This window comes from Pseudomonas sp. Emmai, assembly GCF_055179735.1.
This window is the reverse complement of record NZ_CM143685.1, coordinates 2,948,162-2,974,424: the sequence shown is the minus strand read 5'-3', so window position 1 is coordinate 2,974,424 and position 26,263 is coordinate 2,948,162. Positions and strand designations below refer to the sequence as shown.

The 26,263-nt window shown below is 61.0% G+C and carries 22 protein-coding genes; 20 read left to right on the top strand and 2 right to left on the bottom strand.

The window, feature by feature from the left end:
- The first annotated feature begins 135 nt into the window (after positions 1–135).
- Positions 136–2,091 (top strand): acyltransferase family protein, encoded by a 1,956-nt coding sequence (locus tag ACY4LX_RS13640; protein WP_463260207.1) that lies wholly within the window; start codon positions 136–138, stop codon positions 2,089–2,091.
- Between the two features lie 82 nt (positions 2,092–2,173).
- Here ACY4LX_RS13640 and ACY4LX_RS13635 read toward each other — a convergent pair whose 3' ends face one another.
- The gene (locus ACY4LX_RS13635) at positions 2,174–3,871 is read right to left on the bottom strand and encodes a sulfatase-like hydrolase/transferase (RefSeq protein ID WP_463260206.1); all 1,698 of its coding nucleotides are present in this window, start codon (positions 3,869–3,871) and stop codon (positions 2,174–2,176) included.
- Between the two features lie 389 nt (positions 3,872–4,260).
- On the opposite strand from ACY4LX_RS13635, the gene ACY4LX_RS13630 reads away from it, so the two are divergent.
- The 18 genes from ACY4LX_RS13630 to ACY4LX_RS13545 all read left to right on the top strand — a co-directional run bounded on the left by ACY4LX_RS13630 (position 4,261) and on the right by ACY4LX_RS13545 (position 24,708).
- Positions 4,261–5,613 carry a UDP-glucose dehydrogenase family protein gene (locus tag ACY4LX_RS13630; protein ID WP_463260205.1) on the top strand — a complete coding sequence of 451 codons (1,353 nt, stop codon included), beginning with the start codon at positions 4,261–4,263 and terminating at the stop codon, positions 5,611–5,613.
- Entirely contained in the window at positions 5,610–6,656 is a 1,047-nt protein-coding gene (locus ACY4LX_RS13625; protein ID WP_463260204.1) for an NAD-dependent epimerase, read from the top strand. Before ACY4LX_RS13630 ends, ACY4LX_RS13625 begins: the two co-directional genes overlap by 4 nt.
- Positions 6,657–6,677: 21 nt before the next feature.
- The gene (locus ACY4LX_RS13620) at positions 6,678–7,424 is read left to right on the top strand and encodes a sugar transferase (RefSeq protein WP_149658672.1); all 747 of its coding nucleotides are present in this window, start codon (positions 6,678–6,680) and stop codon (positions 7,422–7,424) included.
- Positions 7,425–8,072, top strand: coding sequence for a CpsD/CapB family tyrosine-protein kinase (locus tag ACY4LX_RS13615; RefSeq protein ID WP_149658673.1), 648 nt, complete (start codon positions 7,425–7,427; stop codon positions 8,070–8,072). It begins immediately after the preceding gene.
- 22 nt (positions 8,073–8,094) lie between these two features.
- Positions 8,095–9,120, top strand: a complete 1,026-nt coding sequence (locus tag ACY4LX_RS13610) for a polysaccharide biosynthesis/export family protein (protein ID WP_463260203.1) — start codon at positions 8,095–8,097, stop codon at positions 9,118–9,120.
- Positions 9,121–9,137: 17 nt separating this feature from the next.
- Positions 9,138–10,730 (top strand): GumC family protein, encoded by a 1,593-nt coding sequence (locus tag ACY4LX_RS13605; RefSeq protein WP_463260202.1) that lies wholly within the window; start codon positions 9,138–9,140, stop codon positions 10,728–10,730.
- A complete protein-coding gene (locus tag ACY4LX_RS13600) occupies positions 10,727–11,821 on the top strand; it encodes a glycosyltransferase family 4 protein (protein WP_463260201.1) in 1,095 nt (364 codons plus the stop codon). Before ACY4LX_RS13605 ends, ACY4LX_RS13600 begins: the two co-directional genes overlap by 4 nt.
- Complete coding sequence (locus ACY4LX_RS13595) at positions 11,818–13,185, top strand: O-antigen ligase family protein (RefSeq protein WP_463260200.1); 1,368 nt, start codon at positions 11,818–11,820, stop codon at positions 13,183–13,185. The genes ACY4LX_RS13600 and ACY4LX_RS13595 overlap by 4 nt, the downstream gene beginning before the upstream one ends.
- Positions 13,182–14,150 carry a glycosyltransferase family 2 protein gene (locus tag ACY4LX_RS13590; protein ID WP_463260199.1) on the top strand — a complete coding sequence of 323 codons (969 nt, stop codon included), beginning with the start codon at positions 13,182–13,184 and terminating at the stop codon, positions 14,148–14,150. The genes ACY4LX_RS13595 and ACY4LX_RS13590 overlap by 4 nt, the downstream gene beginning before the upstream one ends.
- Positions 14,143–15,279: a glycosyltransferase gene (locus tag ACY4LX_RS13585; RefSeq protein WP_463260198.1), complete on the top strand. Its 1,137-nt coding sequence runs from the start codon at positions 14,143–14,145 to the stop codon at positions 15,277–15,279. The genes ACY4LX_RS13590 and ACY4LX_RS13585 overlap by 8 nt, the downstream gene beginning before the upstream one ends.
- Before the next feature lie 12 nt (positions 15,280–15,291).
- Entirely contained in the window at positions 15,292–16,293 is a 1,002-nt protein-coding gene (locus tag ACY4LX_RS13580) for a polysaccharide deacetylase family protein (RefSeq protein ID WP_463260197.1), read from the top strand.
- Entirely contained in the window at positions 16,290–17,594 is a 1,305-nt protein-coding gene (locus tag ACY4LX_RS13575; protein ID WP_463260196.1) for a lipopolysaccharide biosynthesis protein, read from the top strand. Before ACY4LX_RS13580 ends, ACY4LX_RS13575 begins: the two co-directional genes overlap by 4 nt.
- Positions 17,591–19,510, top strand: coding sequence for a hypothetical protein (locus tag ACY4LX_RS13570; RefSeq protein ID WP_463260195.1), 1,920 nt, complete (start codon positions 17,591–17,593; stop codon positions 19,508–19,510). The genes ACY4LX_RS13575 and ACY4LX_RS13570 overlap by 4 nt, the downstream gene beginning before the upstream one ends.
- Positions 19,511–19,596: 86 nt before the next feature.
- Entirely contained in the window at positions 19,597–20,286 is a 690-nt protein-coding gene (locus ACY4LX_RS13565; protein WP_463260194.1) for an N-acetyltransferase, read from the top strand.
- 4 nt (positions 20,287–20,290) lie between these two features.
- Positions 20,291–21,496 (top strand): GNAT family N-acetyltransferase, encoded by a 1,206-nt coding sequence (locus ACY4LX_RS13560; protein WP_463260193.1) that lies wholly within the window; start codon positions 20,291–20,293, stop codon positions 21,494–21,496.
- Positions 21,468–22,259: a ChbG/HpnK family deacetylase gene (locus ACY4LX_RS13555; protein ID WP_463260192.1), complete on the top strand. Its 792-nt coding sequence runs from the start codon at positions 21,468–21,470 to the stop codon at positions 22,257–22,259. Before ACY4LX_RS13560 ends, ACY4LX_RS13555 begins: the two co-directional genes overlap by 29 nt.
- 115 nt (positions 22,260–22,374) lie before the next feature.
- A complete protein-coding gene (locus ACY4LX_RS13550; protein WP_463260191.1) occupies positions 22,375–23,073 on the top strand; it encodes an N-acetyltransferase in 699 nt (232 codons plus the stop codon).
- Between the two features lie 465 nt (positions 23,074–23,538).
- Positions 23,539–24,708: an IS4 family transposase gene (locus ACY4LX_RS13545; RefSeq protein WP_463257643.1), complete on the top strand. Its 1,170-nt coding sequence runs from the start codon at positions 23,539–23,541 to the stop codon at positions 24,706–24,708.
- A gap of 190 nt (positions 24,709–24,898) precedes the next feature.
- On the opposite strand, the gene ACY4LX_RS13540 is transcribed toward ACY4LX_RS13545, so the two are convergent.
- A complete protein-coding gene (locus ACY4LX_RS13540; protein ID WP_463260190.1) occupies positions 24,899–25,705 on the bottom strand; it encodes a class I SAM-dependent methyltransferase in 807 nt (268 codons plus the stop codon).
- A gap of 177 nt (positions 25,706–25,882) precedes the next feature.
- Here ACY4LX_RS13540 and ACY4LX_RS13535 point away from each other — a divergent pair, with 177 nt between their 5' ends.
- Positions 25,883–26,260, top strand: coding sequence for a hypothetical protein (locus ACY4LX_RS13535; RefSeq protein WP_463260189.1), 378 nt, complete (start codon positions 25,883–25,885; stop codon positions 26,258–26,260).
- The last annotated feature ends 3 nt before the right edge of the window (positions 26,261–26,263 follow it).

The window sequence follows — 26,263 nt, the reverse complement described above, 5'->3', positions numbered from 1 at the left end:
CGTTTGCTCGAGCCTGCATAAACCCTATCGCGAAAGGTTATTAAAACTGTCATTTATGTCAGTTGTTCGGCGAATCCGGGGCACGTACCATCGAGCGGTCACCTCAAACGACTGCGAACATGGAAGGTCTGGTGCATGGCTCAAAACACCTATCGACGTGACATTGACGGGCTGCGCGCCGTGGCAGTCCTCGCGGTGTTCTTCCATCACCTCTATCCGAACCTGCTACCGGGAGGATTCATTGGTGTTGATATTTTCTTTGTCATCTCGGGTTTCCTGATTACCTCTCAGGTTTATTCCGAGATCACCCGCAAAACGTTCTCCCTGAAAAGCTTTTACCAGCGCCGCATCAACCGCATCGCGCCCGCGCTGATAACGGTGCTGCTGGCCTGCGTGATCGTCGCAGCGTTCATCCTGTCACCGACCGACCTGACCCGCCTCAACATCAGCGCACTGCTGTCCTTGACGGGCATGTCGAACATCTACATCTGGGTGAAGTACGGCAACTATTTCGCCGCCGACGCCACGGAAGCGCCTTTGCTGCATACCTGGTCGCTGGGCATCGAAGAACAGTTTTATGTGATCTGGCCGCTGTTTCTCGTCGCCCTCGTACGCTTTGCACCGCGTTTTGTCCTGCCGATCCTGGGCATAGGCGTGCTGGCCGCAGTGGGGGTTTCGGAGTACGGCACCCGTCTCTTCGCCACGGCCTCCTACTACCTGCTGCCCACGCGTTTTTTCGAACTGATGCTGGGCGGGCTGCTGGCGATTTATCTGTATCAACCTCGAGCCATCGGCCGGCTCGCGGCCCGCGGCTATACGCTGGCCGGTTACGTGTTGATCGGTTTTTCGCTGATAACCTTGAATTCGGACTCCAACTTCCCCGGCTTTGACGCCCTGATTCCGTGCCTGGGCGCTGCCCTGCTGATTCTGGCCGGTAGCGGTGACGTCCGTTCCCCCTTTCTCACCAGCCGGCCGATGGTATTTATCGGCTTGATCTCTTATTCGCTTTACCTGTGGCATTGGCCGTTGATTGCCTATCTCAATTACCTCGGCTTTGAGCTCAACCTTCCCGTGGCGGCGTTGCTGGTCGCGGGCTCGATCCTGCTCTCATGGCTGTCCTGGCGCTACGTTGAAATCCCGTTTCGACGCAGTGGTGCAACGCTGCATTTTTCACAGGTCGTTGCCCGTCGATTTGCGCTTCCGGCCCTGGCGCTGGCGATATTGGCCGGGGTGAGTGTGCATTGGCATGGCTTTGCACAGCGTTTCAGCCCCGACGTGTCGGCATTGGAAGCCATGACGCTGAACAAGCCGAGCGAGATTCGCAGCGGCTGCCACGTACCCAACGCGCTGTACCGCACCGAACCCAACGCGCAATGCCGTCTGGGCGCTGACAAGCCCGGGCTCGACGGCATCATGGTCGGTGACTCGATCGCCAATCACTTCACCGGGATGGTCGACCTTCTGGCCCGCGCCGACGGTATTTCTCTGATGGACTACACCATGGACTCCTGTCCGCCGATTATCGGCTACGCCGGTGGCATGCCCGCGGTGTATGCCGCCCATTGCGCGCTACGCAACGAGCGGGTGTTCGGGTTGATCCAGCAAAACAGATACCCGTACGTCGTGCTGGCCGGGAGCTGGCCACGGGATCCCGCCGCAACAGACATGATCAAGGCGAGCATCCGTCGCGTGGTTGAAAGCAGCGGCCAGGTCATCGTCATCCTGAAAAACCAGCCGATTGATAAAGCCGCCAGCTGTCCCATCCGCCGTTTGATGTTCAGCATCGATCGCGACTGCTCGGTCAAGCAAAGTACTGAACCCGCCTATTGGGCCGAAGTGCGGCAGGCGTTTCCCCAGGTGCGCTTCATTGATCCCAATCAGGTGATTTGCCCGGCCGGGGTTTGCAGCCCGATCATCCAGGGTACTTTGCTGTACCTCGACGACGCGCACCTGAATGAAGGGGGCTCGCGTTTCGTTGGCCATGCGTTACTCAGCCGAGGTGAATCGCTCTTGAGTGATCACACCATCCCGTCCGCGACGCAGACTGCCGGTGGGCTCTCGACGCTGTTGCCCACCCCCCATCACGAATAACCGAGCCCGCCGCTGGAGCTTTTCAGAGTTGCTGGATGAATATCGCGGCTACCGGGCCGAGGATTTTTGACCACCCAGAACCTCACTGCCCCACCGCCACACTCGTCGCCGCCTGCGCCGGCGTGACAATCGTCTTCAGATCGATATGTTTCCATTCCGGCTTGGCCCCCAACCGCGCGTTGAACCGGTAGTTGAAGGTGAACTCGTCCGCCGTCGCCACGCTCAGCGGCTTGCCATACACCGCTTCAACCCCCGCCAGGTCATACCCCATCAACTGCAACAGCGTCGGGAAGATGTTGTAGTGACTCGACCGATCCTTGTTGCCGGCCAATTGCGCCGACCAGTCCAGAGTCTTCAACCCGCTGCCCTGAATCACCACCAACGGCACCAGCCCCTCCTCCTCTACCGGGTCGCCGCCGCAGTGGGTATTGAGCCCCGGGTTGCCGCGTTCATGCAGATCCTGGCCATGGTCCGAGGTGTAGATCAGCGTGGCATGGCTCAAATCCGCCTGGGCGAACACCCGTGAGAAAAACTCCCCGACGTTCCACAGCAGCGTGTTCTTGTAGGCGTTGCGGTACAGCACCCAGTCGTCCGGCTGGCCATTGAAGCCATCGCGCTTGCCGGTGTCCGCCACTTCGACAAACTGCCCGCGGGGCAAGGTCGGGCGGTAGGCCATGAAGGCGTCGGGGTATTTGTCGTGCACCGGGAAATGCGCGCCGACCTTGTTGATCACCACCAGTTGCGGCTGGTCGTCATTGAGCAGCTCGATCAGCTTCGCCGCCGCCGCCATGTCGCGGTCGCGCACGCTGGTCTGGTCGAATTGCACGAACGCGTCGATGTCTTTTTTCTCGGCGTCGTTCATCAGGTTCTGCAGGTTGCCGCCGGTGCGCTGGGCGTCAATGTAGACGGTGCGCAGCCCGGCCTTTTTCGCGTACTGCCAGATCGACGGCAGGGTGGTGTTGATACGCATGTAGTCGGCGCGGGTGCCGCCGTAGCGCAGGGTGACGTTGGTGTCGGCGCTGCAATTGGCAATGGAGGCGGCATAGCCATAGTTGAAGATGTCGACGCCGGGGCGGGTTTCCTTAAGGTTGCTGTGCACGCCGAACGGCGCGTTGATGTCCAGGTAGTTGCCGGAAATGCTCTCGTCGATGATCAATACGATGTCGTGGCCTACCGGTTGATCGTTGCGCGCCAGTTTCACCGGATCCCGTGGGCCGACGGTGTTGTGCAGGGCTTCATAGGTGAACAGGTTCAGGTAGGCCAGCGGCGTGTACATGACCGGCAGGCCCCGGGCACCCTCGCCGGCCCGCACAAACAGCACCGCACTGAGCAGCAACACCCCCAGCACCGGCGCCGCCGCCAGCAAAGCCCCCGGCAGCGGCATCCGCCGACGGGGCTTGAGGCCGATGCCGAACAGCAGCAACAGGCCACTGAGCACGCCGCTGATCAGCGGATCGCGGTACTGGTACGCCGCTTCCTGAATGAAACCGCCGGAATACACCAACGACACAAAACTGCTGTAAGTCAGGTAATCGGCGGTCACTTTCGTATAAACGTCAAAGAACACGGCCGACACAAACAGCGTTAAAGCGAATAGATGCCTGATGAGCGTCTGGCGGATGTACGCGGTCATGAACAGCGCCACCGTCAGCGCCACAAACATTGCGCAAAATAACAACAACGCAATACCGATGCCCATGGCGTTCAGGCGTTCAAGGTAATAGTCATAACTCTTGAATAAATAGAGAACTAACAGCAGTTCTTTTAAATATCGAATCATAGTATTTACGCTGCTCGTCGTAGGCATCTGGCCAATAGATTGTCGGCCATTTTTTGACACTAGCACCGGGCCATCAAACCGCAAGAAATGCCCGACTTTTTCGAAAAGCGTCAAAAAAACGTTGACTCAAATCTGACACACTCAAGGCGCTACAGCCCTTGTAATTCAAGCCTTTCGACCGTTTATCGTTTTCTTCGACATGTGAAAAACCCGTCAAAACCGCGGCAAATCCAGCTACAGCAAGCACTTGATGGCCAATCGCCCCCAAAAATGGGGCTGTTCTAGCAAAGCAACATGTCATTTTGCTGACACGTTTTGCCGCGGCTGGGCTATACCCCTTTTGACAGTCTAATTCCTGATCTTTCCACCGTCTTACGAGGCACGCCAATATGGACGTGAGCGTATTTGGTACGGGCTACGTTGGCCTGATTCAAGCAGCCGCACTGGCCGATGTCGGACATCGCGTGCTGTGTGTCGATATCGATCCGAACAAGATCAAACAGTTGCAACAGGCAGTTCCACCCATCAGTGAACCGGGACTTTCCGGCACGCTGGAAGAAAACATCAAGGCCGGTCGTTTGCTGTTCACGACCCAGGCCAGTGATGCGGTCGAACATGCCGAATTGATCTTCATCGCGGTCGGTACGCCAGCCGACGAAGACGGTTCCGCCGACCTCAGCCATGTGCTGAACGTGGCCCGGCAGATTGCCAGTTTCATGGAAGCGGATCGCACCCTGATCATCAAATCCACCGTGCCGGTGGGCACTGCGGACAAGGTGGCCGAAGCCGCCAATGAAGAACTGCACCGCCGGGGCAAAGATGCGCTGCTCGTAAGGGTCGTGTCCAACCCCGAATTTCTCAAGGAAGGCAGTGCCCTCGCCGACTGCATGCGCCCGGACCGGATCATCGTCGGCACCAACGATGACACCGCTCGCGAGCAGTTGAGCGAACTCTACGCACCGTTCTGCCGCAACCATGAAAAGCTCATGTTCATGGACAACCGCAGCGCCGAGCTGACCAAGTACGCGGCCAACGCGATGCTCGCCACCCGCATCAGTTTCATGAACGAGCTGGCCAACCTCACCGAACTGCTGGGCGCCGACATCGAAGCGGTGCGCAAGGGCATCGGCTCGGACCCACGCATCGGTTATCACTTTATCTACCCCGGTTGCGGCTTTGGCGGCTCGTGCTTTCCCAAGGACCTGCGTGCGCTGCTGCATACCGCCGAACACAACGGTATGCCATTGCGTCTGCTGCGCAGCGTCACCGACGTCAACGACACGCAGCGGCACATCCTGTTCAGCAAACTCAAAGCGCAGTTCCCCCAGGGCCTGGCCGGCAAGTCCATCGCCATCTGGGGCCTGGCGTTCAAGCCCAACACCGATGACATGCGCGAAGCCCCGAGCCGTTACCTGATGGAGGCACTGTGGGCCGAAGGCGCGAGTGTGCAGGCCTATGACCCGGAAGCCATGTCCGAATGCCGGCGCCTCTACGGCTACCGCAATGACCTGCACCTGTGCGCCACCCGCGACGACACCCTGGAAGACGCCGATGCATTGGTGATCTGCACCGAGTGGAAGAATTTCCGGGTGGTGGAGTTCGACCTGCTGGCGAGCAAATTGCGCGCCAAGGTCATCGTTGACGGACGCAACCTCTACAACCCGGAACAGGTCGCCGCCGCCGGTTTGCATTACAGCGGCATCGGCCTGCGGCACATCGCGCCGGAGGGTCCGCGCCCATGAATATTCTGGTGACGGGAGCGGCCGGATTCATCGGGGCCCATTGTGTGTTGCGGTTGATGCGCGACGGGCATCGGGTCTGCGGGCTGGATAATTTCAACGACTACTACGACCCGCAACTCAAGCACGATCGCGTGCGCTGGGTGCAGGAGCACGTCGGCGATTTCCCCCTGGCGCAGATTGACCTGGCCGACGCCCCGGCCATCGAAGCCTTGTTTGCGCAAGAGCAACCGGAAGTGGTGCTTCACCTGGCGGCCCAGGCCGGGGTGCGCTACTCGCTGGATAATCCCAAGGCTTATCTGGACAGCAACCTCAGCGGGTTTCTGAACATTCTCGAAAGCTGCCGGCACCATCCGGTGAAACACCTGATCTACGCCTCGTCCAGTTCGGTGTACGGCGCCAATCAACACACGCCGTACTCGACCCATGACGGGGTCAATCACCCGCTGTCGTTGTACGCGGCCACCAAGAAAGCCAATGAGCTGATGGCCCACAGCTACAGCCACCTGTTCGGCATTCCCAGCACCGGGCTGCGCTTCTTCACCGTTTACGGCCCCTGGGGTCGGCCAGACATGTCGCCGATCCGTTTCGCCCAGGCGATTGTCAAGGGCAGCCCGTTGAAGCTGTTCAATTACGGTCAGCATCAACGGGACTTCACCTACATCGACGACATCGTCGAAAGCATCGCCCGCCTGGTCGATCAACCACCGAGCACCGCGCCGGATTGGGACCGTGAACAACCGGACGCCGCCAGCAGCATGGCGCCGTGGCGGATCTACAACATTGGTGGCGAACGCCCGGTGGAACTCAAGGATTACCTGGCCCTGATGGAAAAGCACCTGGGCCGTAAAGCCAATGTCGAGCTGTTGCCGCTGCAACCGGGCGATGTGCTCAACACCTGTGCCGATGTTCACGATCTGGAACGGGACACCGGTTTTCAACCGCGCATCGAACTCGACGAGGGCCTTCGCCGGTTCGTCGCCTGGTTCCGCGATTACTACCCATTGCACGCCCACGCGCCGCTTGCGGCTGAGCTACAGGGCTGAGAACTCCAAGCGGAGGAGTCTATGACTGGACATGAAAAAGGTGTGCCACTTCAGAATATGCGCCGTGACAAGCGCCTGGACCCCGAGCACCGAATGCGCCTCGACACCGCGATCCACATGCAGGGTCGCGGCTGGATGACCGGTCGCGACGGTGGCCGGCCCTGGACCTTGTCGCGCACCAACCGGGTTGTCGCCTGCTTCGGTGCCCTGCTGATCCTGATCCTGATTTCGCCGCTGTTGCTGGGCCTGGCCCTGGCGATCAAGTTCAGCAGCCCGGGCCCGATCATGTTCGTGCAAAAACGCACCGGCTATCGCGGTCGCGTGTTCGGCATGTACAAATTTCGCACCATGGTGGCCAACGCCGAAGAGCTTAAAGAGTCCCTGCGCCACCTGAACAAGCACGGGGCCGACGCCATCGATTTCAAGATCGACAAGGACCCGCGCATCACCCGCATCGGTGGGTTCCTGCGGCGCAGCAGCCTCGACGAGCTGCCCAACCTGATCAATGTCTTTACCGGCGACATGCGCCTGGTGGGCCCTCGGCCGACCTCGTTCAACGCCTACCGCTACAAGGATAACCACCTTGCACGCCTGAGCATCTACCCCGGCATGACCGGCCTGTGGCAGATCTCCGGACGCAGCAATATCGACTTCGACCAGCGCGTTGAGTTGGACCTCAGCTATATCGCCGAGCAGAGCCTCTTGCTTGATCTGAAGATCCTGTTGAAAACCCCCTTCAAAGTATTCAGCGGCCACGGAGCGAGTTAAATGGACGGTTCATCGAATAAAGCCCTAAGCATCGCCAACCCGAGCGAGTCCAACCTGACTTCGACCGTGCTCGATCAAGATCTGCGGATCCTATTCCTGACCGCCGCCAACCCCGGCGCAGGCACCACCACCAGCGCCCTGGTGCTGGCCAGCCAACTGGCGCAGATGAGCAGCGGTCAAGTGCTGCTGGTCGACGCCAGCCAGTCGGCGACCAACCTCACGGCCCAGCTCAGTCTGCAAAAGGAGCGCGGCTTCCGCGACCTGCTGTTCAGCACCGGCGCCCCGCCGCTGCTGCAGGATTGCCTGTTGCAGGTCTCCAGCCTGCCGTTCGATGTGCTGCCCAACGGCCGGCACCTTCGCGGCAACGAACACCTGACCGCCGAACGCCTGAGCCCGTTGCTCGACCAGCTCGGCAGCCGCTACCGCTTTGTGGTGATCGACGGCGACGCGGTGTATTCGGCCGCCGACACCCTGGTCATCAGCACCCAGGTGGACGGCGTGATCATGGTCGTACGTTCCGAGGACACCCGTTGGGAAGTGGCCCAGGCTGCGGTCCAGCGCCTGACGCAGGCCGGGGCGAAACTGGTCGGCAGCGTGTTCAACCGACGCAAGTACTACATGCCCAAATGGCTTTACAAAAACCTGTAAGCAATCAGAAAAGGATGACGCCATGAACGCCAGAATGCTTGTCCTGCTGTTGCTGCCGCTTGCAGGTTGCTCCAGCCAGCCCGAAACCAACATACCGGTGCAGATCCTCACGGCCTCGCCGGCCAACGCCCAGGCCACCGACATGCCCAAGGTCGAACAGACCCTGCGGCCCCAGGATGTGCTGGACGTGATCTTCCACATCAGCACCAGCGGCTCGGACGCCTATCGCGTGCAGTCCGGTGACACGATTGGCCTGAACTTCACCGCCGCCAGCCAGCTCAACGGCAATCAACTGGTGCTGCCTGATGGCACCATCGAACTGCCGGGGGCCAACACCGCGGTGAAAATCGAAGGGCTCACGGCCGAGGAAGCCAAGACCGAAATCCAGCGCGCCTACCAGCGTAAACAGCTGTTCCAGCCCAACCGCAATCAGTTGACCGTACAAATCGTCAGCCCGCTGAGCAATGAGTCCAACCTCAAGAGCTCGCTGAACCACCCCGGCACCGGCATGAGCCGGGAGATCACTGTGGGCACGGACGGTTATGCGAGTTTCCCGGAAATCGGCTCGGTGCCGCTGCAAGGCATGACCGTCAACCAACTGGAAACCTTCCTCAACAAACGTTACGCCACCCTGCCGGGGCGGATGACCGTCGACGTGCTGCTCAAATCCACGGCGGGCAACGAAATCTACGTACTGGGTGAAGTCGGCCAACCGGGTTCCTACCCCATTCGCCGGCCGGTCTCGGTGCTCGAAGCACTGACCCTCGCCCGTGGCGCCAACGTCAAGGCGCGGCTCGATTCGGTGGTGATCATGCGCCGCAACGGCAATCAGGTTAAGGCCGTGCGCTATGACGTGGAAAAAGCCTTGTCCGGTGATGCGTCGCAGATTGCCTACCTGCAACCGGACGACATGCTTTACGTGCCCAAGACCAAACTGGCCAGCGCCGGTGAGCTCGCGCGGCAATTGGCGGATGTGGTGCTGTTCCAGGGCGTGGGCTTCAGCTTCGGCTACCGCGTCGACAACAAAGGCAGCAATAACAACAACTGACTCCCAGGTGACCAGACATGAATCCAAAGGAAAACTACCTGCACGAGTTCTTCAGGATCTTCTTCGCCAATAAGCAGTTGGTGAAGCGCGTCTTCCTGGTCTTTGCAGTCATCGCGTTGATCTTGCCCCTGGTGCTCAAGCAAAGCTTCGACATCACCGCGCAAGTGATCGTCCAGTCGAAAAAACTCTCCCAGGGCGACGCGACCACGTCGCTGAATCAGGAAAACGCCAGTTTCATTCCGCCGTCACTGGCGGACATGGAAACTGAAAGCAACATCCTGCGTTCGCCGGCCCTGATTCGCCAGACCATCAGCGAACTGCGGGACAAGGGCGAGTACAACCCCGCCCCCGGCATGCTCAGCAAACTGGTGTCCGAGCCGCTCAAACGCTATGTCACCACACCTCTGCGCGAGTACGTGATCAACCCGGCGAAAGCCGCCCTCGGGATGGAGACCGATCCGGTGCGCGACACGGTACTGGACGGGCTGACCCAGGAGGCCATCGACAAGCTCAAGGTCGAGACCCTGCCAGGCTCCAACGTGATCTCCATCACCTACAGCTTTGGCGATCCGCACCAGGGCACCCAGTTTGTCGCGGCGTTGCTGCAAAACTACCTGATCAGCCGTCAGGAATTGCAATCCATCGACCTGCCGCAAAGCTTCTATGAAACCAAGAAGCAGCAATACGAAGTGCGTCTCGACGGTCTGGAAGGCAACCGCCTGAAGTTGCTCGAAGCCATCGGCTCGTCTGATCCCAAGGAGGAAATCACCTTCCGCCTCAACGCCATCAACACCGAGGAGCAAGCACTCAATCTGTACCAGGACCGCCGTCTGCAAAGCCAACGCTGGCTCGAATACTTGAAAACCAGCCTGGCCGCGGCCAGTGCGTCGAAGCTCAACGACTACACGTTCCCCTACACCTTCACCACCACCGTGGACAACGTCGCCTTTGAAGATCGCGAGATCAAACAGATGGGCGAGGCACTGACCACGCAAGTCAGCCGCTATATGAACGACCTGGCGATTTTCCAGCCGAGCAGCGAACCGATGTTGCTGACCCGCGAGCAAATTGCCCGCACCCGCCAGCAGTTCCTGAAAGTGGTGAGCAACCGGATTCAGGAGCGCACCAGTGACTTGGCGATTGTCGGCTCGGTGATCGACCAGAAAACCGCGCGCATCGCCGAGTTCAAGAACCGCATCCATCAGTTGCAGGAAACCCAGAGCAAGCTGCGGCAGCTGGACACCGAGATCAACGCCCTGCATGCGGCGTTCGGCACCTACGCCCAACGCTTTGCCGAAAGCAGCTCGGTCCGTTCGCTGGACAACGACCTGTCCAACGCCCGGGTGCTCAGCCCACCGTATGAACCGACGACAGCTGCGTTTCCCAAGCCGTTCCTGATCATTCCGTTCGGCTTGTTTACCGGTCTGTTGCTGGCGATTGCCCTGGTCTACGTGCGTGAGTTCTTCGATCACCGCTTCAAGCATCCGGCGCAAATCACCCACGAACTGGGCCTGCCGGTACTGCTGGTGATCAACGACCAGAACACGCTGCCAAACAATCCGCACAAGAACTGGACCGTGCCGAGCTTCGTGCATTGGGTGCGCAATTGAACGCGCCGCTCACTCCCTCCAGCGCCCTGCCGATCATTCATTTGCTCAGCAGCGGCGGCTTCTATGGAGCTGAGCGGATGCTGTTGGATCACTGCCTGGCGACGCCGGGACAGCACCAGGTGCTGTTTCTCGATGCGCCGCCAGACCTGATCGAACGCTTCCGCGAAGCCGGGGTGGATTGCCAGGGCTGCACGGGGCTGGGGGCGTTGCTTGGGCATTTGCGTCAGCGTCGGGCGGAACAGCCGCTGATCAATACGCACAACTTCAAGGGTCTGCTGTTCGGCTGGGTCGGCGCGACGCTGTTGCGTTTGCCGCTGGTGATTACCCAGCACGGCTTCACGCCGCGCAGTCGCAAGCAGAAGTTCTACACCTGGCTGAGCCTGCAACTGTGCCGCACTGCCTCGGTCAATCGCGTGGTCTGCGTCGCCGAAAGCATCGCGACCCTGTGCCGTCAGGCCAGTGTCCGGGCGGAGAAATTGCAAGTGATCCCCAATGGCTTGCCGGCCACCAAGGGCTTGTTGCCGCACCGCGTCAATCGCCAGCGCTGGCTGGCCGGTTACGTCGGGCGGCTGAGCAGTGAAAAAGGCCCGGACCTGTTTCTCGATGCGCTGATTCCGCTGTGTCAGCAGCACCCGCGACTGGACGCCGTGATGCTCGGCGACGGCCCGGAACGGGACACCCTGCTGGCACGGATCAGCGATGCGGGTTTGCAGGACCGCATCACCCTGCCGGGTTATCAGACCGACATGTCGGTGTGGTGGCGCCGCCTCGATGCGCTGGTGATCAGCTCGCGCACCGAAGGCACGCCGATGATTTTGCTCGAAGCCATGCAGGCCGGTGTGCCGGTGGCGGCCTTTGGCGTCGGCGGTATTCCCGATGTCCTGGAAGACCGGCACAACGGCTTGCTCGCCACGCCGACCGACAGCGCCGCCCTCGCCCGGCAGATCGGCACCTTGCTGGCGGAACCGAAACTGGCCGGCGAATTGAGTAGCAACGCAAAACGTACACAACTGGATCGCTACGACCTCAAGGCCCTCGCCGAACGCTGGTCGCAGCTTTATATCCGTACTGCACGGGAGGCACGCGCGTGATCTTTCCGCTCTCGATCATCAGTCTGCTCGGCCTGGTCTGCCTCGGTTTGCTGGCCAGCCCTTATCCGTTCCTGGCCCCCGGCGCCGTGCTCGGCCTGGTGGGTGTGGCGGTGCTCTATCGCAAGCCCGGCTGGGGTTTGCTGGGCATCGTCGCGCTGGTGCCGTTCGAGGGCTTCTTCAAGGACAGCGCGCTGTCGGGGACCAAATTCGTCGGCGCCTCGCTGGCGTTGATCCTGATGTTGCAACTGGCCCTGCACCAGATTCCGTCCGAACGCCTGCGCAGCAACATCTGGCGTTTCCTGATCTGGTTCATGGTGTTGTACCTGCTGAGCACGCTCAATACCGATGACATGGGCATGTCGATGGGTCACCTGCGGGAACTGAGCGTCGGCCTGATTCTGTTTGTGATCACCTTGCTGGTCGGTCGCGAACTGAATCTGGACATGTTCACCAAACTGATCACCCTCAGCGTCACGATCACGTGTCTGTTGACGATGTTTTCCACCAAGTATCAAGACCAGGGCCGCGCCTCCGGCCTGCTGGAAGACGCGAACGCCTTTGCCATGTTGATCGCCTTCGCGGTCCCCATGGGCCTGTTGCTGGTGATCCGCAGCCCGAACCTGTTGCACCGCATGTTCTGGGGCGTGTGCTGCCTGGCGTTGTTGGGCGGCATGACCAAGACCGAATCCCGTTCCGGGCTGGTGGTGCTGTTCCTCAGCCTGATGATCGGTGCCTGGCACTATCGCGCAGAATTGACGCGCATCCGGCCACGGCATTTAGGGTTTGCCATGCTCGGCCTGGCGATCGCGATTCCGCTGGCGCTCTACGCGATGCCCCCTGGTTATGTCGCCCGGATTCAGTCCTTGAGCATTCTGAGCGCGGGCGCCAAGAGCCAGGACGAATCCCTCGGCCGTCGCGCCTCCTACATCGTCGTCGGCGGCCAGATGATCCGCGAGAACCCGCTGCTGGGCAGCGGCCCCGGGACCTTTCCGCTGCACTACGCCACCACCGGTTACGCCAAGGCCTTTTCGGCCAACCGCAAAGTCGGCGACCTCTATCGCCGCGCCCACAACACCTACCTGGAAATCTTCAGCGAACTGGGGATTCCCGCCGGCCTGTTGTTCGTCGGCATGATGGCGCTGGGCGTATACAACCTGATTCGCGCCCGCCGCGCCTGGATGCTGCGGCGCAACTGGCCGGAGGCCGATTTCATGACCCACCTGGGCATGAGTTTCCTGTCGCTGACGCTGTTCCTGATGTTCCTCAGCGCACCCAACCAAAAGTACGTGTGGATCATGCTCGCGCTGACCAGCGTGCTACGCCTCAAAGCCGAACAAGCGCCATTGACGGAGGCCAAGGCATGAACCGAATCAGCATTGTGGTCCCGATGTTCAACGAGGCCCGGCATATCGGCCGAACGCTGCTCAGCGTGCAAAAAGCGGCGGATGCCGCCGGTGTGGAATGCGAGTTGATCGTGGTCGATAACGGCTCTGAAGATCACGGCCCGCAGATAGCCCGACAGTTCGGCGCCCAGGTGCTGGTCCTTCCTGGCTTGCTGATCGGAGCCCTGCGCAATCGCGGTGCGGCGGTGGCTACCGGGAAATGGCTGGCCTTTATCGATGCTGACATCGAGATGCCCGAAGACTGGTTGAATCTGCTGTTCGAACTCGAATCCGGCGCCCAGGCCGATGTCTTCGGCCTGGACTTGCACACCCCGGCCCAAGCGCCGTGGTACGCCGATGCCTGGCAGCGTCGCACCCTGCGCCCCACCAGCCAGACCCTGCACTCGATGCAGTGGCTGCCCACGGCCAATCTGCTGATGCGGCGCACCTGGTTCGATCAGGTCGGCGGCTTCGACGAAAACCTGCGCACCGGCGAAGACAAAGACCTGACCATGCGCCTCAAGGAGGCCGGCGCGCGTTTGCTGGCGGTCAATCAAAGTGTCGCGTTGCATTGGGGCTACGAGACCCGTTGGCGCGAGTGGATGGGCAAGGAAATGTGGCGCCAGGGCAGTCATTTGCAACTGCTGCGCACCCACGGGTTCAGCCTGCGTCTGCTGCGCTTTCCGCTGCTGTCGCTGGCGGTGTGGCTGCTGGATTTCATGGCGATCTCCGCACTGTTCAATGGCTTCCCGCACCATGCGGCGATCATGGTGGCAATCACCTCGCTGCCCGGTCTGGTCCTGAGCCTGCGCCAAAGCTTCAAGCACCGTGACATCCGCCTCACCCTGCAACTCTGGGGCCTGCATTGGGTGCGCCTGCACCTGGCCGGCGCCGCGTTCATCCTCAGCCTGTGTCATTGGAATGCCAGGAGACCCGCCCGTGGCTGAATTCATTTTCTGGTTGTGCCTGTTGCTGCCGGTTTACGCCTACGTTGGCTATCCGCTGTTGCTGACGCTGCTGGCGCCGTTGTTTGCGGCGCGGCGCCACGATACGGCGCCACCGCTGAACGTCAGCATTGTGATCGCTGCACACAACGAGGCGCGACACATCGAACACAAGTTGCGCACCTTGCTCGCCCAGGATTATCAGCCGGCGATGCTGGAAATCATCCTGGTCAGCGACGGTTCGACTGATGACACCGTGGCCTGTGCACACAAGGTCATCGATCCGCGCATTACCGTGCTCGACCTGCCTCGCCAGGGCAAGGCTGCAACCTTGAATGCCGGCGTGGCGCTGAGCACCGGCGACATTCTGGTGTTCACCGATGCCGACAACCAATGGTCCCGCAACACCCTCGGCCACTTGCTCGCGCCCCTGGCCGATCCAAAGGTCGGGGCCTGCGCCGGGCACATGGTGATCCCGGTCACCGGTGGTGGCCTGAGCGTTGGCGACAGCCTCTATCGACACTACGAAGGCTGGTTGCGCCGGGTGGAAAATCGCACCGGGTGTATGGTTTCCGCCGATGGCGCCCTGCTCGCCCTGCGCCGCGAGTTGTTCGAGAACGTGCCGGCGGAGGTCAACGATGATTTCTTTATCAGCACCTGCGCGCCGGTGGCGTTCAAACGCATCGTCTATGTGCCCGAGGCCCAGGTGATCGACCACGGCGTCGATGAAGCCGACAAACAGTTCCGTCGTCGCCAGCGCGTCACCGTCGGTGGCCTGCAAAGCCTGGCCCAGCGCAGCGTGCTGCTCAATCCGCTGAAGTATGGGTTGTATTCGCTGGCGCTGATCAGTCACAAGCTGATCCGGCGTCTGGCACCGATCCTGTTGGTGCCGTTATTCCTGAGCAATTTCTGGCTGTGGAACGACCACGGCTTCTATCAAATGTGCCTGGTGGCGCAACTGCTCGGTTACGCGGTGGCCATAGCCGGTCTGCTGGATGTGCAACACCGCTTGCCCAAACCCTTTCGCCTCGCCGCGTTCCTTCTGGTGACCCTTGCCGGGATGAGTATCGGTCTGTGGCAGTTCCTGCGTGGCCAGCGGTACAGCCAGTGGAACCCCGAGCAAAATCGATGAGAGGCGCGTGCCATGGCGATCAAACAATTATTAAAACGCACCAGTGGCTGGCTCTACCTCAACTCCCCCGTGGGGCGCAATCAGCTGCACGGCGCCGGGGTGATCCTGATGTTGCACCGGGTGCTGGCCAATGACCGCGCCGCCGAGCTGCCCCATCGCAATGAACTGTGCGTCGGACCCAAGGCGTTCGAGCACTTGCTGGTCTGGCTGAAAAAACACTTCGACTGCGTGCCGCTGATGGACATCCTGCACCCCGGCACTCAGCGCTCGGAACGGCCGAAAGTCACCCTCACCTTCGACGACGGCTGGCGAGACAACGCAGTGAATGCCTTCCCGCTGCTGCAAAAGTACCAAGTGCCGGCGAGCATTTTTCTCTCCACCGATTTCATCGGCAGCCGCCAGCGCTTCTGGTGGGAAAGCCTCGGCGAAACCCTGTGGGGCAGCCACGGCGAGCAACCACGGATGCACTTGATCGAATGCCTGCAACAAGTCGGTCGCCCGCTGCCGGTGCTGATGGACGACGTGGACGTGCAGCGCCGCAGCCTGAGTTTGCTGCACTACCTGCAAAGCCTGAAAACCCTGGCGCCGGATGACTTGAGCCGGCTGACCGATGAATGCCCCGAAGAGTCGCAACCCCAGGCCCTGGACTGGCAGCAAGTGCGCTCGCTGGAAGCCTGCGGGCTGGTGCGCTTCGGCCCCCATGGCGCCAGCCACGCGATCCTCACCAGCCTCGACGATCAACGCTTGCACGAAGAACTCAGCCGTAGCCGCGATGCGCTGTTGAACGGCTGCAACCGACCGCTACCGGTCTACTGCTACCCCAACGGCGACCACGATGCACGGGTTCGGCAACAGGTGGCCGAGCACGACTTCCCGTTCGCCCTCGGCACCGGCACCGGGATTTATCGCGGCGGTGGTGAGCCCTTGGCCTTGCCACGCTTCGGCGTCAGCCAGCGCACCGCGCGTAATCCGGAGTTGCTGTCCTGGCGCATCTACCGCGGAGCACGGCCATGAGCCGCAGCCATTACCTCAAGCACCTGGCCCTGAGCATGGGCACCAAACTGGCGATGATCGGCTTGCGTTTGCTGCGCAACGTGTTGCTCGCGCGGATTCTCGGGCCGAGCGAACGCGGCTTGTTTGCGCTGCTCAGCACCCTCCCCGACTTGATCAGTGCCGCCACCAGCGGCGGCTTGAATTCGGCGGTGGGTTATCAGGCGGCCAAGCAACGGCCGATGGGTTTGCTGCTCAGTCAGGTGTTGGTGTTCGGCTGTTTGCTGGCGCTGCTACTGACCTTGGTGGTGGTGACGCTGACCCGGGAATTCGGCAGCGAACTGGACATCACCACGCAACTCGGTTTGCTCGCCTGGCTGCTGTTGCTGGCGGTGCCGCTGACCGTACTCAAAAGTGGCTTGCTGACCTTGCACAACGCCTCGGGCGGCGTGGTGGCGTTCAATGCCTTGCGGCTGGTGGAATCCCTGGCGCCGCTGTTGCTGTTTCTCGCGCTGTTCTGGATGTGGAAAACCGCCGCCCTCGAAGCGGCGCTGATCAGTTGGCTGGCGGGCATCAGCCTGGTGGTATTGGCGGGTTGGGTCTGGCTCAAGCGCAATCAGCCGCTGACCCTGCAATGGGACCGCGCCAGTCAAAATGAACTGCTGCGCTACAGCGCCCGCAGCCATCCTGATTTGTTGTTCCAGCAAGTGATCCTGCGTTCCGATTACCTGTTTATCGGCGCCCTGCTCGGCAGCACCGCGCTGGGACATTACGCCATGGCCAGTGCGGCCGCCGAGTTGTTGCTGATCGTCCCGGAGGCGGTGACCACGCCCCTGATGAAACGCCTGCTGCAACAGGAAGAAGGCATCGAAAAACTCACGCCGCTGGCCCTGCGCCTGACCGCCACGGTGATGCTCGGCGCGTGCCTGACCATGGCGGTGATCGGCGAATGGTTGATCGTTACGCTGTTTGGCGCAGCCTATCAGCCGGCTTATCCAGCCTTGCTCGCGTTGCTGCCCGGGCTGTTTGGCCTGTGCTACGCAAGCATCCTGCGTCTAGACCTGCTGGGCAAAAATCGCCCCGGCACGATTTCACTGCTGATGGGCATGAGTGCCTTGCTCAACCTGGCGCTGAACCTGTTGCTGATCCCGACTTACGGCATCGTCGGCGCGGCGGCGGCCTCGTCCATCGCCTACCTCGCGGTGACCCTCGCGCTGCTGGTGTTGTATTGCCGGTTGAGCGGCGTACCGGTGTGGCAAACCCTGATCATCCTGCCCAGCGACATCGCGCCGATGCTACTGATGCTGCAGAGGAAGTCGGCATGAAACGCCTGGCGCTGCTGTTGGGATTGGGCCTTGTGCACGAAGCTCAGGCGGCGCCGATGCGTTGGGCCGACATTCGCGACGGCAGCCTGTACCTGCAAACGGATCGTCCCGACACCGTGACCGTGCGCTGGACCCCGGCGTGGCAGGCGGATGCCAATGAAGAACAGATCTATCTGGTGGACGGCCAAGGCAAGTTGTCGGGCGAACGCCTGATTGCCGCCAGTGAAACCCGGGGCACCCAGAGCTGGCCATTGGCGCCGGGCGCCGCCAGTTATCGACTGGAAATTCCGGGCTACAGCTTCCGCCGCTACAAGATCGAACACGACGAACGCACCGTGGCACTGTTCTCCCCGGCCAAGGTGCATTTCAGTGCCGAAACCCGTGACGACGACGAACTGTTTTTCAAGGTGGCAGCGGGCGAACACGCGGTGCTGGCCGGCAAGTTCCAGGGCGGCGTCAGTGCCCTGCAAGCCACGCGGGTGGGCGACAATCAACAACGGGTATTGGCCCTCAAACCCTATCGCGCCTATTGGCAGTTCGATCAAGTCGCACTGCCGGTCAGCGACCGCGAACAAGTCTGGCGCCTGCGCTTGCGGGGCGGCGGCAAAGCGGCGTTCTGGCTCGACGGCACTGCCAACCTGTTCGCGCAGACGCCGCAGCAACTCAAACCGCTGCGTGAAGACGATGGCCAGACGCGCCTGACGCTGCACAAAGAAGTGCTCGGCCCGACCCCGAACCTGGGCATCGCCCTGCCCTACGTGCTGCCGCCGCCTTCGAGTTTTGCGGTGCTCGATGCGCTCAAACCGCAGGCGGCCAGTTACTACAGTTTGGTCGACATCCTGGCAAAAAAGCCGCACTACGAAGACGCGTTCCGTCAGCTGTATCAGGACCGTTTCGGCATCACCCAGGACATCACCTTGCTGGCCGGCAGCCAACGTCAGGCCGATCTGCGCGCCGACACCACGAGCAATGGCGGCCTCGACGCCTGGCTCGCCAGCACTCGCGCCCTGGGCAGCAAAGGCACGCACTACATCGGGTTCGCCGACGAGCCGAACCTCAACTACCCCGATTACGCCAACTACCAAAGCATCTTCAACAGCATGGCCCGGCAAGTGCGCAGCAACCCGGACAACGCCAAGGCCGGCATCCGCATCGCCATGCCTGCCAGTTCACGGCTGGTCAACGGCCCCTTCGCCGACAACGCGGCGGACAAGCGCGGCATCGATTGGGCACGGCGTCTACTGGCCGAATCCGGCGATCAGATCGATGCACTGGCGTGGCACGAATGGATGATTCGCGATCTGCTGGCGACTCGGGTCTACCGCGACAGCGTACGGCGCGCCGCCGACCTTGTCGGGCTGGACGCCCAGGGTCGGCCGCGTAAAGCGCTGCTGCTCGACCAGACCAACATGTCCAGCGGTTCGAGCCTGAGCCCTTACGATCAGGAAACCCACTTCGCCTCGCTGTGGTGGGCCTCGGTGGTGATCAACTCGTCCCAGGACGGTTTGCTGGAAATGCTCAACTGGTTCCAGGCCAACGATGAACCGAACTACCCCAAGGGCATGTTCAAAGTCCTGGATGACGATCATTTCGAGCTGAAACCGGTGGGCATGGCCCAGCAGTTCATCCAGCAGCATTGGCTTCGCGATGTGATGCTCCTGGAGAACGATGCGTTCGAGGTCGACGTGCTGGCCATGGCCAGCGACGAGCAACGCGGCCTGCTGGGGGTCAACAAAGGCACGCGCCTGCAACGGATGGATTTGACCGGGGCGACTTGCCCCTTGGGTAACGGCGCTTTGCGCTACTTCGGCGCTGACAACCGCGCCCGCGACGCGCCCTTCCACTGCCAGGACGGTCACGTCAGCTTCGATCTGCCAGGGGAAACCCTGTTCGCTCTAAGCTGGATCGCCCCATGACCGCCCCACGAATGCATGACCGCGCAGGCATGTCGCCGCGCGTAGCAGTTCTCCAACTACGGCCCATCCCGTCAGGAGTTCATGTCATGAGTATTTTCAATAAAGTCAGCGAGCACATTAAGCAAAAAGGCCTGCGGGCCACGCTCGGCAAAATATGGAAGCACTACTTTTTTTCGCACCAGGAACTGCTATGGATGGAGCGCGACCTGGTCACCCCGATCCCACCGCACAAGCTGCGGCCCTACAAGCCGCTGCGCCTGGAAACCATCACCGCGCAGAACGCCGTGGCTTTCGGCAAACACTTCGGCGATCGCGTCGGCACCATGGCCGAACTGGCGAACGAAGGGCATACCGGGCACATGTACCTCAATGACGACGGCGATGCCGTGGCTTTCATCTGGGGCAGCAAGGGCAATTACCACGACCGTCACTATTACGGCTGCTGGTTTCCGGTCAAGCCCGGCGAGTTCTTTGAATTCGGCGGCGAGCAGATTCGCGCCTACTGGGGCACCACGCTGTCAGTCGATTTTCAACTGAACCTGTGGAAAGCCATGGCCGCGCAAGGCTGCAACAAAGTGGTGGATGTCTGTGAATTCCACAATATTCCGGCGCTCAAGCTGCACATTCGCATGGGGTACAAGGAGCAAGGACGAATCATGAACGTCTACGAGCTGTTTGGTCGCTGGCGTTTCTACCGTGAAACCCGATACAGCGGCTCGCGTCTGGATGCCTTGCGCAAACCGACGCCGGCCCCTGTTACAGCAGAGGCGACCTGACCCGATGGCGACGCGATTCGAATGGCGCACTTCGCTGTGCGCCCCGGACTTTCCGGCAGTGGCTTATGAAGCCTTGCGCCTGCGAGTGACGGACCACACACCGTTCAACACCCTGGCCTGGCTGGGCGCCGCGGAACAGGCGCTCAAGGACGGCGAGCGCCTGCACGTGCTGCTCGGCTGGCGGGGTGATGAACTGGCGCTGTGCCTGCCGTTGGTGGCGACTCGCGAACGGTTTGGCAGATTACCGTTCCGGGTGTTGCATCACCTCGGCTACCCGCTGACCGATCGTCTGGCGCTCCTCGCTTGCCTGGATGCCGAGAGCATCCGCAAGGCATTGATCGTGATTCGCCGTCGTTTGCCCCACGCGTTACTGCAACTCAACGAGCTGTCCGAACCCACGGGCGAAGAAAGTGCCCTGACGGTGTGGATGGCTCACTGTTCTACCGGTGAACGGCGCCTCAGTTGCAAGGTGCCGGTGCACCTGATCAGCGAAGCGGATCGCCAGGAAGTCTCGGGCGATCCGCGCTACAAACTGCGCCGCGCGCGCAAACGCATCGCCGCGTGTGGTGCCCAGGTGCGACGCATCACCCCGGACGCCGCGACCATGGGCCCGCTGCTGCAAGCCATCAGCGAAGTCGAAGCGGTGAGCTGGAAAGGCGATGAAGGCGTCGGCATTTTCGCCGACGAACGCCATCGACAATGGATGGATCGCGCCTTCACCGCCCTCGCCGCTCGTGGCCTGGTGCGAGTGGTGGTGCTGGAACTGGACGGGCGCTGCATCAGCTATCGCCTGGGCTTGCTGGAACAGGGCCGGCTGTACGATTACAACCTGGCGTTCCTGCCGCAATACGCCGACCTGGGCAGCGGCCGGGTCCTGCTCGAAGAGTGGATTCGCTGGGGCCTGGACGACAACTGGCGCTGGATCGATGCCTCGCGGGTCAGCCTGGAAAACTCCAGTCATCAACTCCACGAACGCATGACCGGGCAACTGGAGCACTGGCGCTGGAGCTTCTATTCCTGGCGTCCCAGCGGCCTCGTGTTGGGGCTGGCGTTGCGTGTTTGGCAACGGCTCAAACCGGCGTTGCAAACTTGGCGGGCGAAACGGGCGGCGGCAGTTATATCGGCGCCCGCACCGGAGCCCAAAAGCCCGGCGCCCATTAAAAAAACCACGGAGGGCGAACATGCCGCACCAAGTCATAGTCAACGCTGACGATTTCGGTCTCAGCCCGTGCGAAAACGCAGTGATCCTCGGCGCCTTCCAGGCCGGGGTCATCAGCTCCGCCACGGCCATGGCCAACATGCCGGCATTTGAAGCCGCGTGCCTGATGGCCCAGCATCCGCTGCTCAAGGGACGCATCGGCCTGCACTTCAACCTCACCTATGGCCGGCCGCTGAGCCAGGGCATTCTCGAACGCTCGACGTTCTGCGACAGCCAGGGCGAGTTTGACCTCAACCTGCCCCGCCACACCCTTTGGCTCCATCGCCTGGACCGGGAAGCGGTGATGGACGAGCTCCAGGCGCAATGGCAACACTGCGTGGATCACGACGTACGGCCCAGTCATATCGACTCTCACCAGCACGTGCACAACATCTGGCCCATCGGCGAGATCGTCGCGCGCTTTGCCGCACGACAAGGGGTGGCTGTGCGCCTGGCACGGAATCTGGGGCAAAACCTGAGCCTGCCCAAGCGCGTGTTCAAGGGGTTGCTCAATCGGCGCTTGCAGAACCTGGCCGGCGCGACGGCGGACTATGTCTGCACGCCCGTGGACCTTCGAAACGCCCCCGTGCCGACCGACGGCTTGCTGGAAATCGTCGCTCATCCCAACCAGCTCGGGGCGGATTTTGGCGATGCATACCTGAACCCCGGCGAGTCACTAACCCAAGTGCTAGAGCGGCGCCTTACGGGTGTCGAGCGGGTGTCCTACGCCGTTGTGAGCAGGGATTTGCCGGGCGGCACAGCTGCACTCGAATGAGTTACACAAGTTGCAACATATTCAAAGCTGGCGCTTTGACATGAAGTTACAGCGTTGATCTATACCCATCGAAAGCATCCCCCACATCACCTTGGCCTTGGCCATGGAGGGCTTTATGAACGTCATCGACAAGCTGCGCGAACGCATCAGGCAAAAAGGTCTGGGCAACCTGTTCAAAGCCTTCTGGAAGCGCTACGTGTACTTTCACTGGGAGCTGTTGTGGATGGAGCGTGACCTGGTCAGTCCGGTGCCGCCGCACAAGTTGCGGCCCTATGTCGGCTTGCGCCAAGTGACCATCACCCCGGACAACGCCATCGCGTTCACCAAGCACTTTGGTGACCGCGTCGGGACCATGGCCGAACTCGCCGCCGAAGGTCACACCGGGCACATGTACCTGGACGAGGAAGGCCACGCGGTCGCGTTCATCTGGGGCAGCACCCGCGACTACCACGACCGGCACTATTACGGTTGCTGGTTCCCGGTCAAGCCGGGTGAGTTCTTCGAATTCGGCGGTGAAATGACCCGGGCCTATTTCGGCACCAGCCTGTCGGTGGATGTTCAAGTCGCCCTCTGGGAAACCATGGCCGCCCAGGGTTGCAACAAAGTGGTGGACGTCTGCGAAACCCACAACATCCCGGCGCTGAAACTGCACATCCGCATGGGCTACCACGAACAGGGCCGCGTGACCCACGTGTATGGCCTGTTCGGCGGCCGCTGGCGCCTCTACCGCGAAACCCGCTATACCGGCTCGCGCCTCGACCCACTGCGCAAACCGGGCCGGCCAGTGGTGGCAGGGGCGCCGGCTGGGGCCTGAACACCATCAGCCAGTTTTAACACTCAACCTGTGCCTGGCCCCTTGCAGGAGCAAGGCTTGCCCGCGATGGCGTCCTCGGGATTGCCTTCGCGAGCAAGCTTTGCTCCTACAGGGGTTGGCGGCGCGTATTGGCTGATCGTTCCCACGCTCCGCGTGGGAATGCAGCCCGGGACGCTCCGCGTCCCTTTCCAGAGCTGGAACGCGGAGCGTCCCTTGAGGCGTTCCCACGCAGAGCATGGGAACGATCGTGACCAATGTAGGAGCAAGGCTTGCCCGCGATGGCGTCCTCGGGATTGCCTTCGCGGGCAAGCTTTGCTCCTACAGGGGTTAGCGGCGCGTATTGGCTGATCGTTCCCACGCTCCGCGTCACTAGTGTCCGGTAAAAAACGAAGGGGGAGCGTGCTCCCCCTGCTGTTGGCGGCTGTCAGTCATAATCGGAGTTTTCAGACTCGATTTTGACCACTCATGTTCACCAGTACCCGTTTAGCCCAGTTACTCAGTGCAATTCCGCGTCAGTTCTTCCGGCAATCTGCCGAAAGGCACCAGGCTGATCGCTACGTCAAACGCTGCACGTCCTGGCAATTGCTGGTAACGCTAATCAGCGGCCATGTAACCCAAGCCTTGAGCCTGCGGTCCTTGGCGACCTTCTCCGAAACTCTAGGCCCGCACAGCTACCATCTCAAAGCCGGCCCCATCGCTCGTTCGACCCTGTCAGACGCTTTGAACAAGCGCGACTACCGGCCATTCCAGGATCTTTGCGAGTTGTTGTTGCGCGGCATCAGCCGCCAGCAGCGTAAAGAAGTCGGTGCCATGGTCAGTCTGATTGATTCGACTTCAATCACCCTGCGCGGTCCTCACTTCGATGATTGGACGGCGGCGACGAAAACCCAAATTACCCAGGGCCTCAAAGTGCATGTGGGGTTGGATTTGGCGCAACTGGCCCCGGTGTACGTCAACATCACGCCGGCCAACGTCAACGACGTGAGCGACGCATTAAAAATGCCGATCGAGGCCGGTATGACGTATGTGTTCGACAAGGGTTACTGCGATTACAACTGGTGGCACCAGTTGCAAACCAAGGGGGCTTTTTTCGTCACTCGTTTGAAGAAAAACGCCAATACCAAAGTGCTGCGCGAGCACTCGCCCGCAACCGAGCAAAGCTCGGTCATGACCGACGAAGTCGTCCAATTTGGCAAAAAACGCTTGGCCGGAAAACGTCTGAATGACTACCGCGATACACCGCTAAGACGCGTCGTGGTTGAGCGCAAGAGCCATGCCACACCGTTAACGCTGGTGACCAACGACTTCACCAGAACAGCGGAGGAAATCGCCGCCCTGTACAAAGATCGCTGGAAGATCGAGCTGTTTTTCAAGTGGATCAAACAACATCTGAAACTCAAACGTTTCTATGCCTTTTCTGAAAACGCAGTGCGCCTGCAAATTTACAGCGCCTTGATCAGTTACTTGCTACTGCAAATTTTCCATCGGCGCTCGGGATTTACCGGTTCACTGTTCGAGTTCACAGTTCGCATAGCCCATGTCCTGCATGAGCGGCCCGCTGTCCCAGAGTTAAGAGATAGACGAAGGCAGGAGCGAGAAAAGCTGAAGGCTGCCCAAGGCAGCCTTCAGCTATGAAACGTGTTTACCGGACACTAGTGACGCTCCGCGTGGGAATGCAGCCCGGGACGCTCCCACGCAGAGCGTGGGAACGATCGTGAGCAATGTAGGAGCAAGGCTTGCCCGCGATGGCGTCCTCGGGATTGCCTTCGCGGGCAAGCCTTGCTCCTACGGGGGATTGGGTACGCTGCAAACTCGGTTTAGGCAATCAGCGCTTCACCGCCACCCACGTAAAACACAACGGCAACTGCGCCACCTGCAGTTCATACCGGTCATACGCCTCTTCGCGGTTGGAATGCGGGTATTCCTTGAAGTGGCTGATCTGCAACCCGGCGTCGAGAGCGGCGGTGAAGATGGCGCTCAGGGTGTGGACGAACCAGTAGGACGCGGCCGCCGGTTGTTCGACTTTGCCTTCATAGACGATCGGCTGGTGCTGCACGAACGGCTCGCTGCGAAAGTACGAGCTGTCCAGGCGATACGGGTCGGCGGCTTCGGGGTCGAGCATTTCCAGGAACGGGTGGGTTTCGTAGATCACCAGTGCCCCACCCGGTTTGAGGACTTGCGCGGCGTGGCGGAAGAACTCGGCGATGTCCGGCATCCAGTTCAAGACACCGATGGTGATCAGCGCCACATCGAAACGCCCCTCAAGCGCTGTCGGTAGATGATGGATGTCGGCTTCGATGAACTCGGCCTCATGGGGCGACCGGGCCCCCAGTTCCCGGGCCTGCTCAAGAAACGCGGCGGACTGATCCACCCCCACTACCCGCCGCGCGCCCAGGGCAAACAGTGAAAGACTTTCGCGACCGTTATTGCAGCCCAGTTGCACCACGTCCTGGCCCTCGACGCCCACCTGTTCCAGCACACCGCGCAGGGTGTCATCGATGCAGCAAAAATCAGCCTGGCTCACGGCATTGAGCACGCCCTGCCATTCGGGGCCGTCCTTGTGATGACTGGCGGAATCATTCCAGGCCTCGCGGTTACTGGCGACGGCTTGTTGTTTGGTCGGCATGTCCATTGCGCACTCCAGAGCTCGTTTTTATTGACCGGCACGAGTCTAGATCAGCGTCTGGAAAAACCACATCGGGGCTTTGTTGCGATGTTGTAATCGGACCGTCGCGAACGCGTGGCCCTACGGCAGCTATAGTTAAAGGCCTTGGGGAAATGCGGGATAACCGATTGCACAGGTGCCGCCATGAAACACACGCTGTTCTTCTTAGCTGTCCTGACTGTTGCCAGCGCTGCATTCGCCGACGACAGCCCCCTGCAAACCGACAGCTCCAGCAGTGAAATGATCTACTACGGACCCAATCAGCCCTTCGCGCATCCAGCGCCGCCGACGTTGAACACGGTGCCGCCACGCGCGTACATCCCGACCGCGCCCCAGGACTTCATCCCCATCGCCAGCGAGCATGTGTTCTACGATTCCCGATTGCCCACTGTGGCGGATGCCAATGTGCGGGTGTTTATCCGTTCCTACGACCCGGAGCGCGGCATCTACGTGAATGACGAAGTGCTCGACCCGTCGTGCCTGCTGGCCTGCCTCACCCGCCAGGTCCAGGCGATGCCGTGAGCG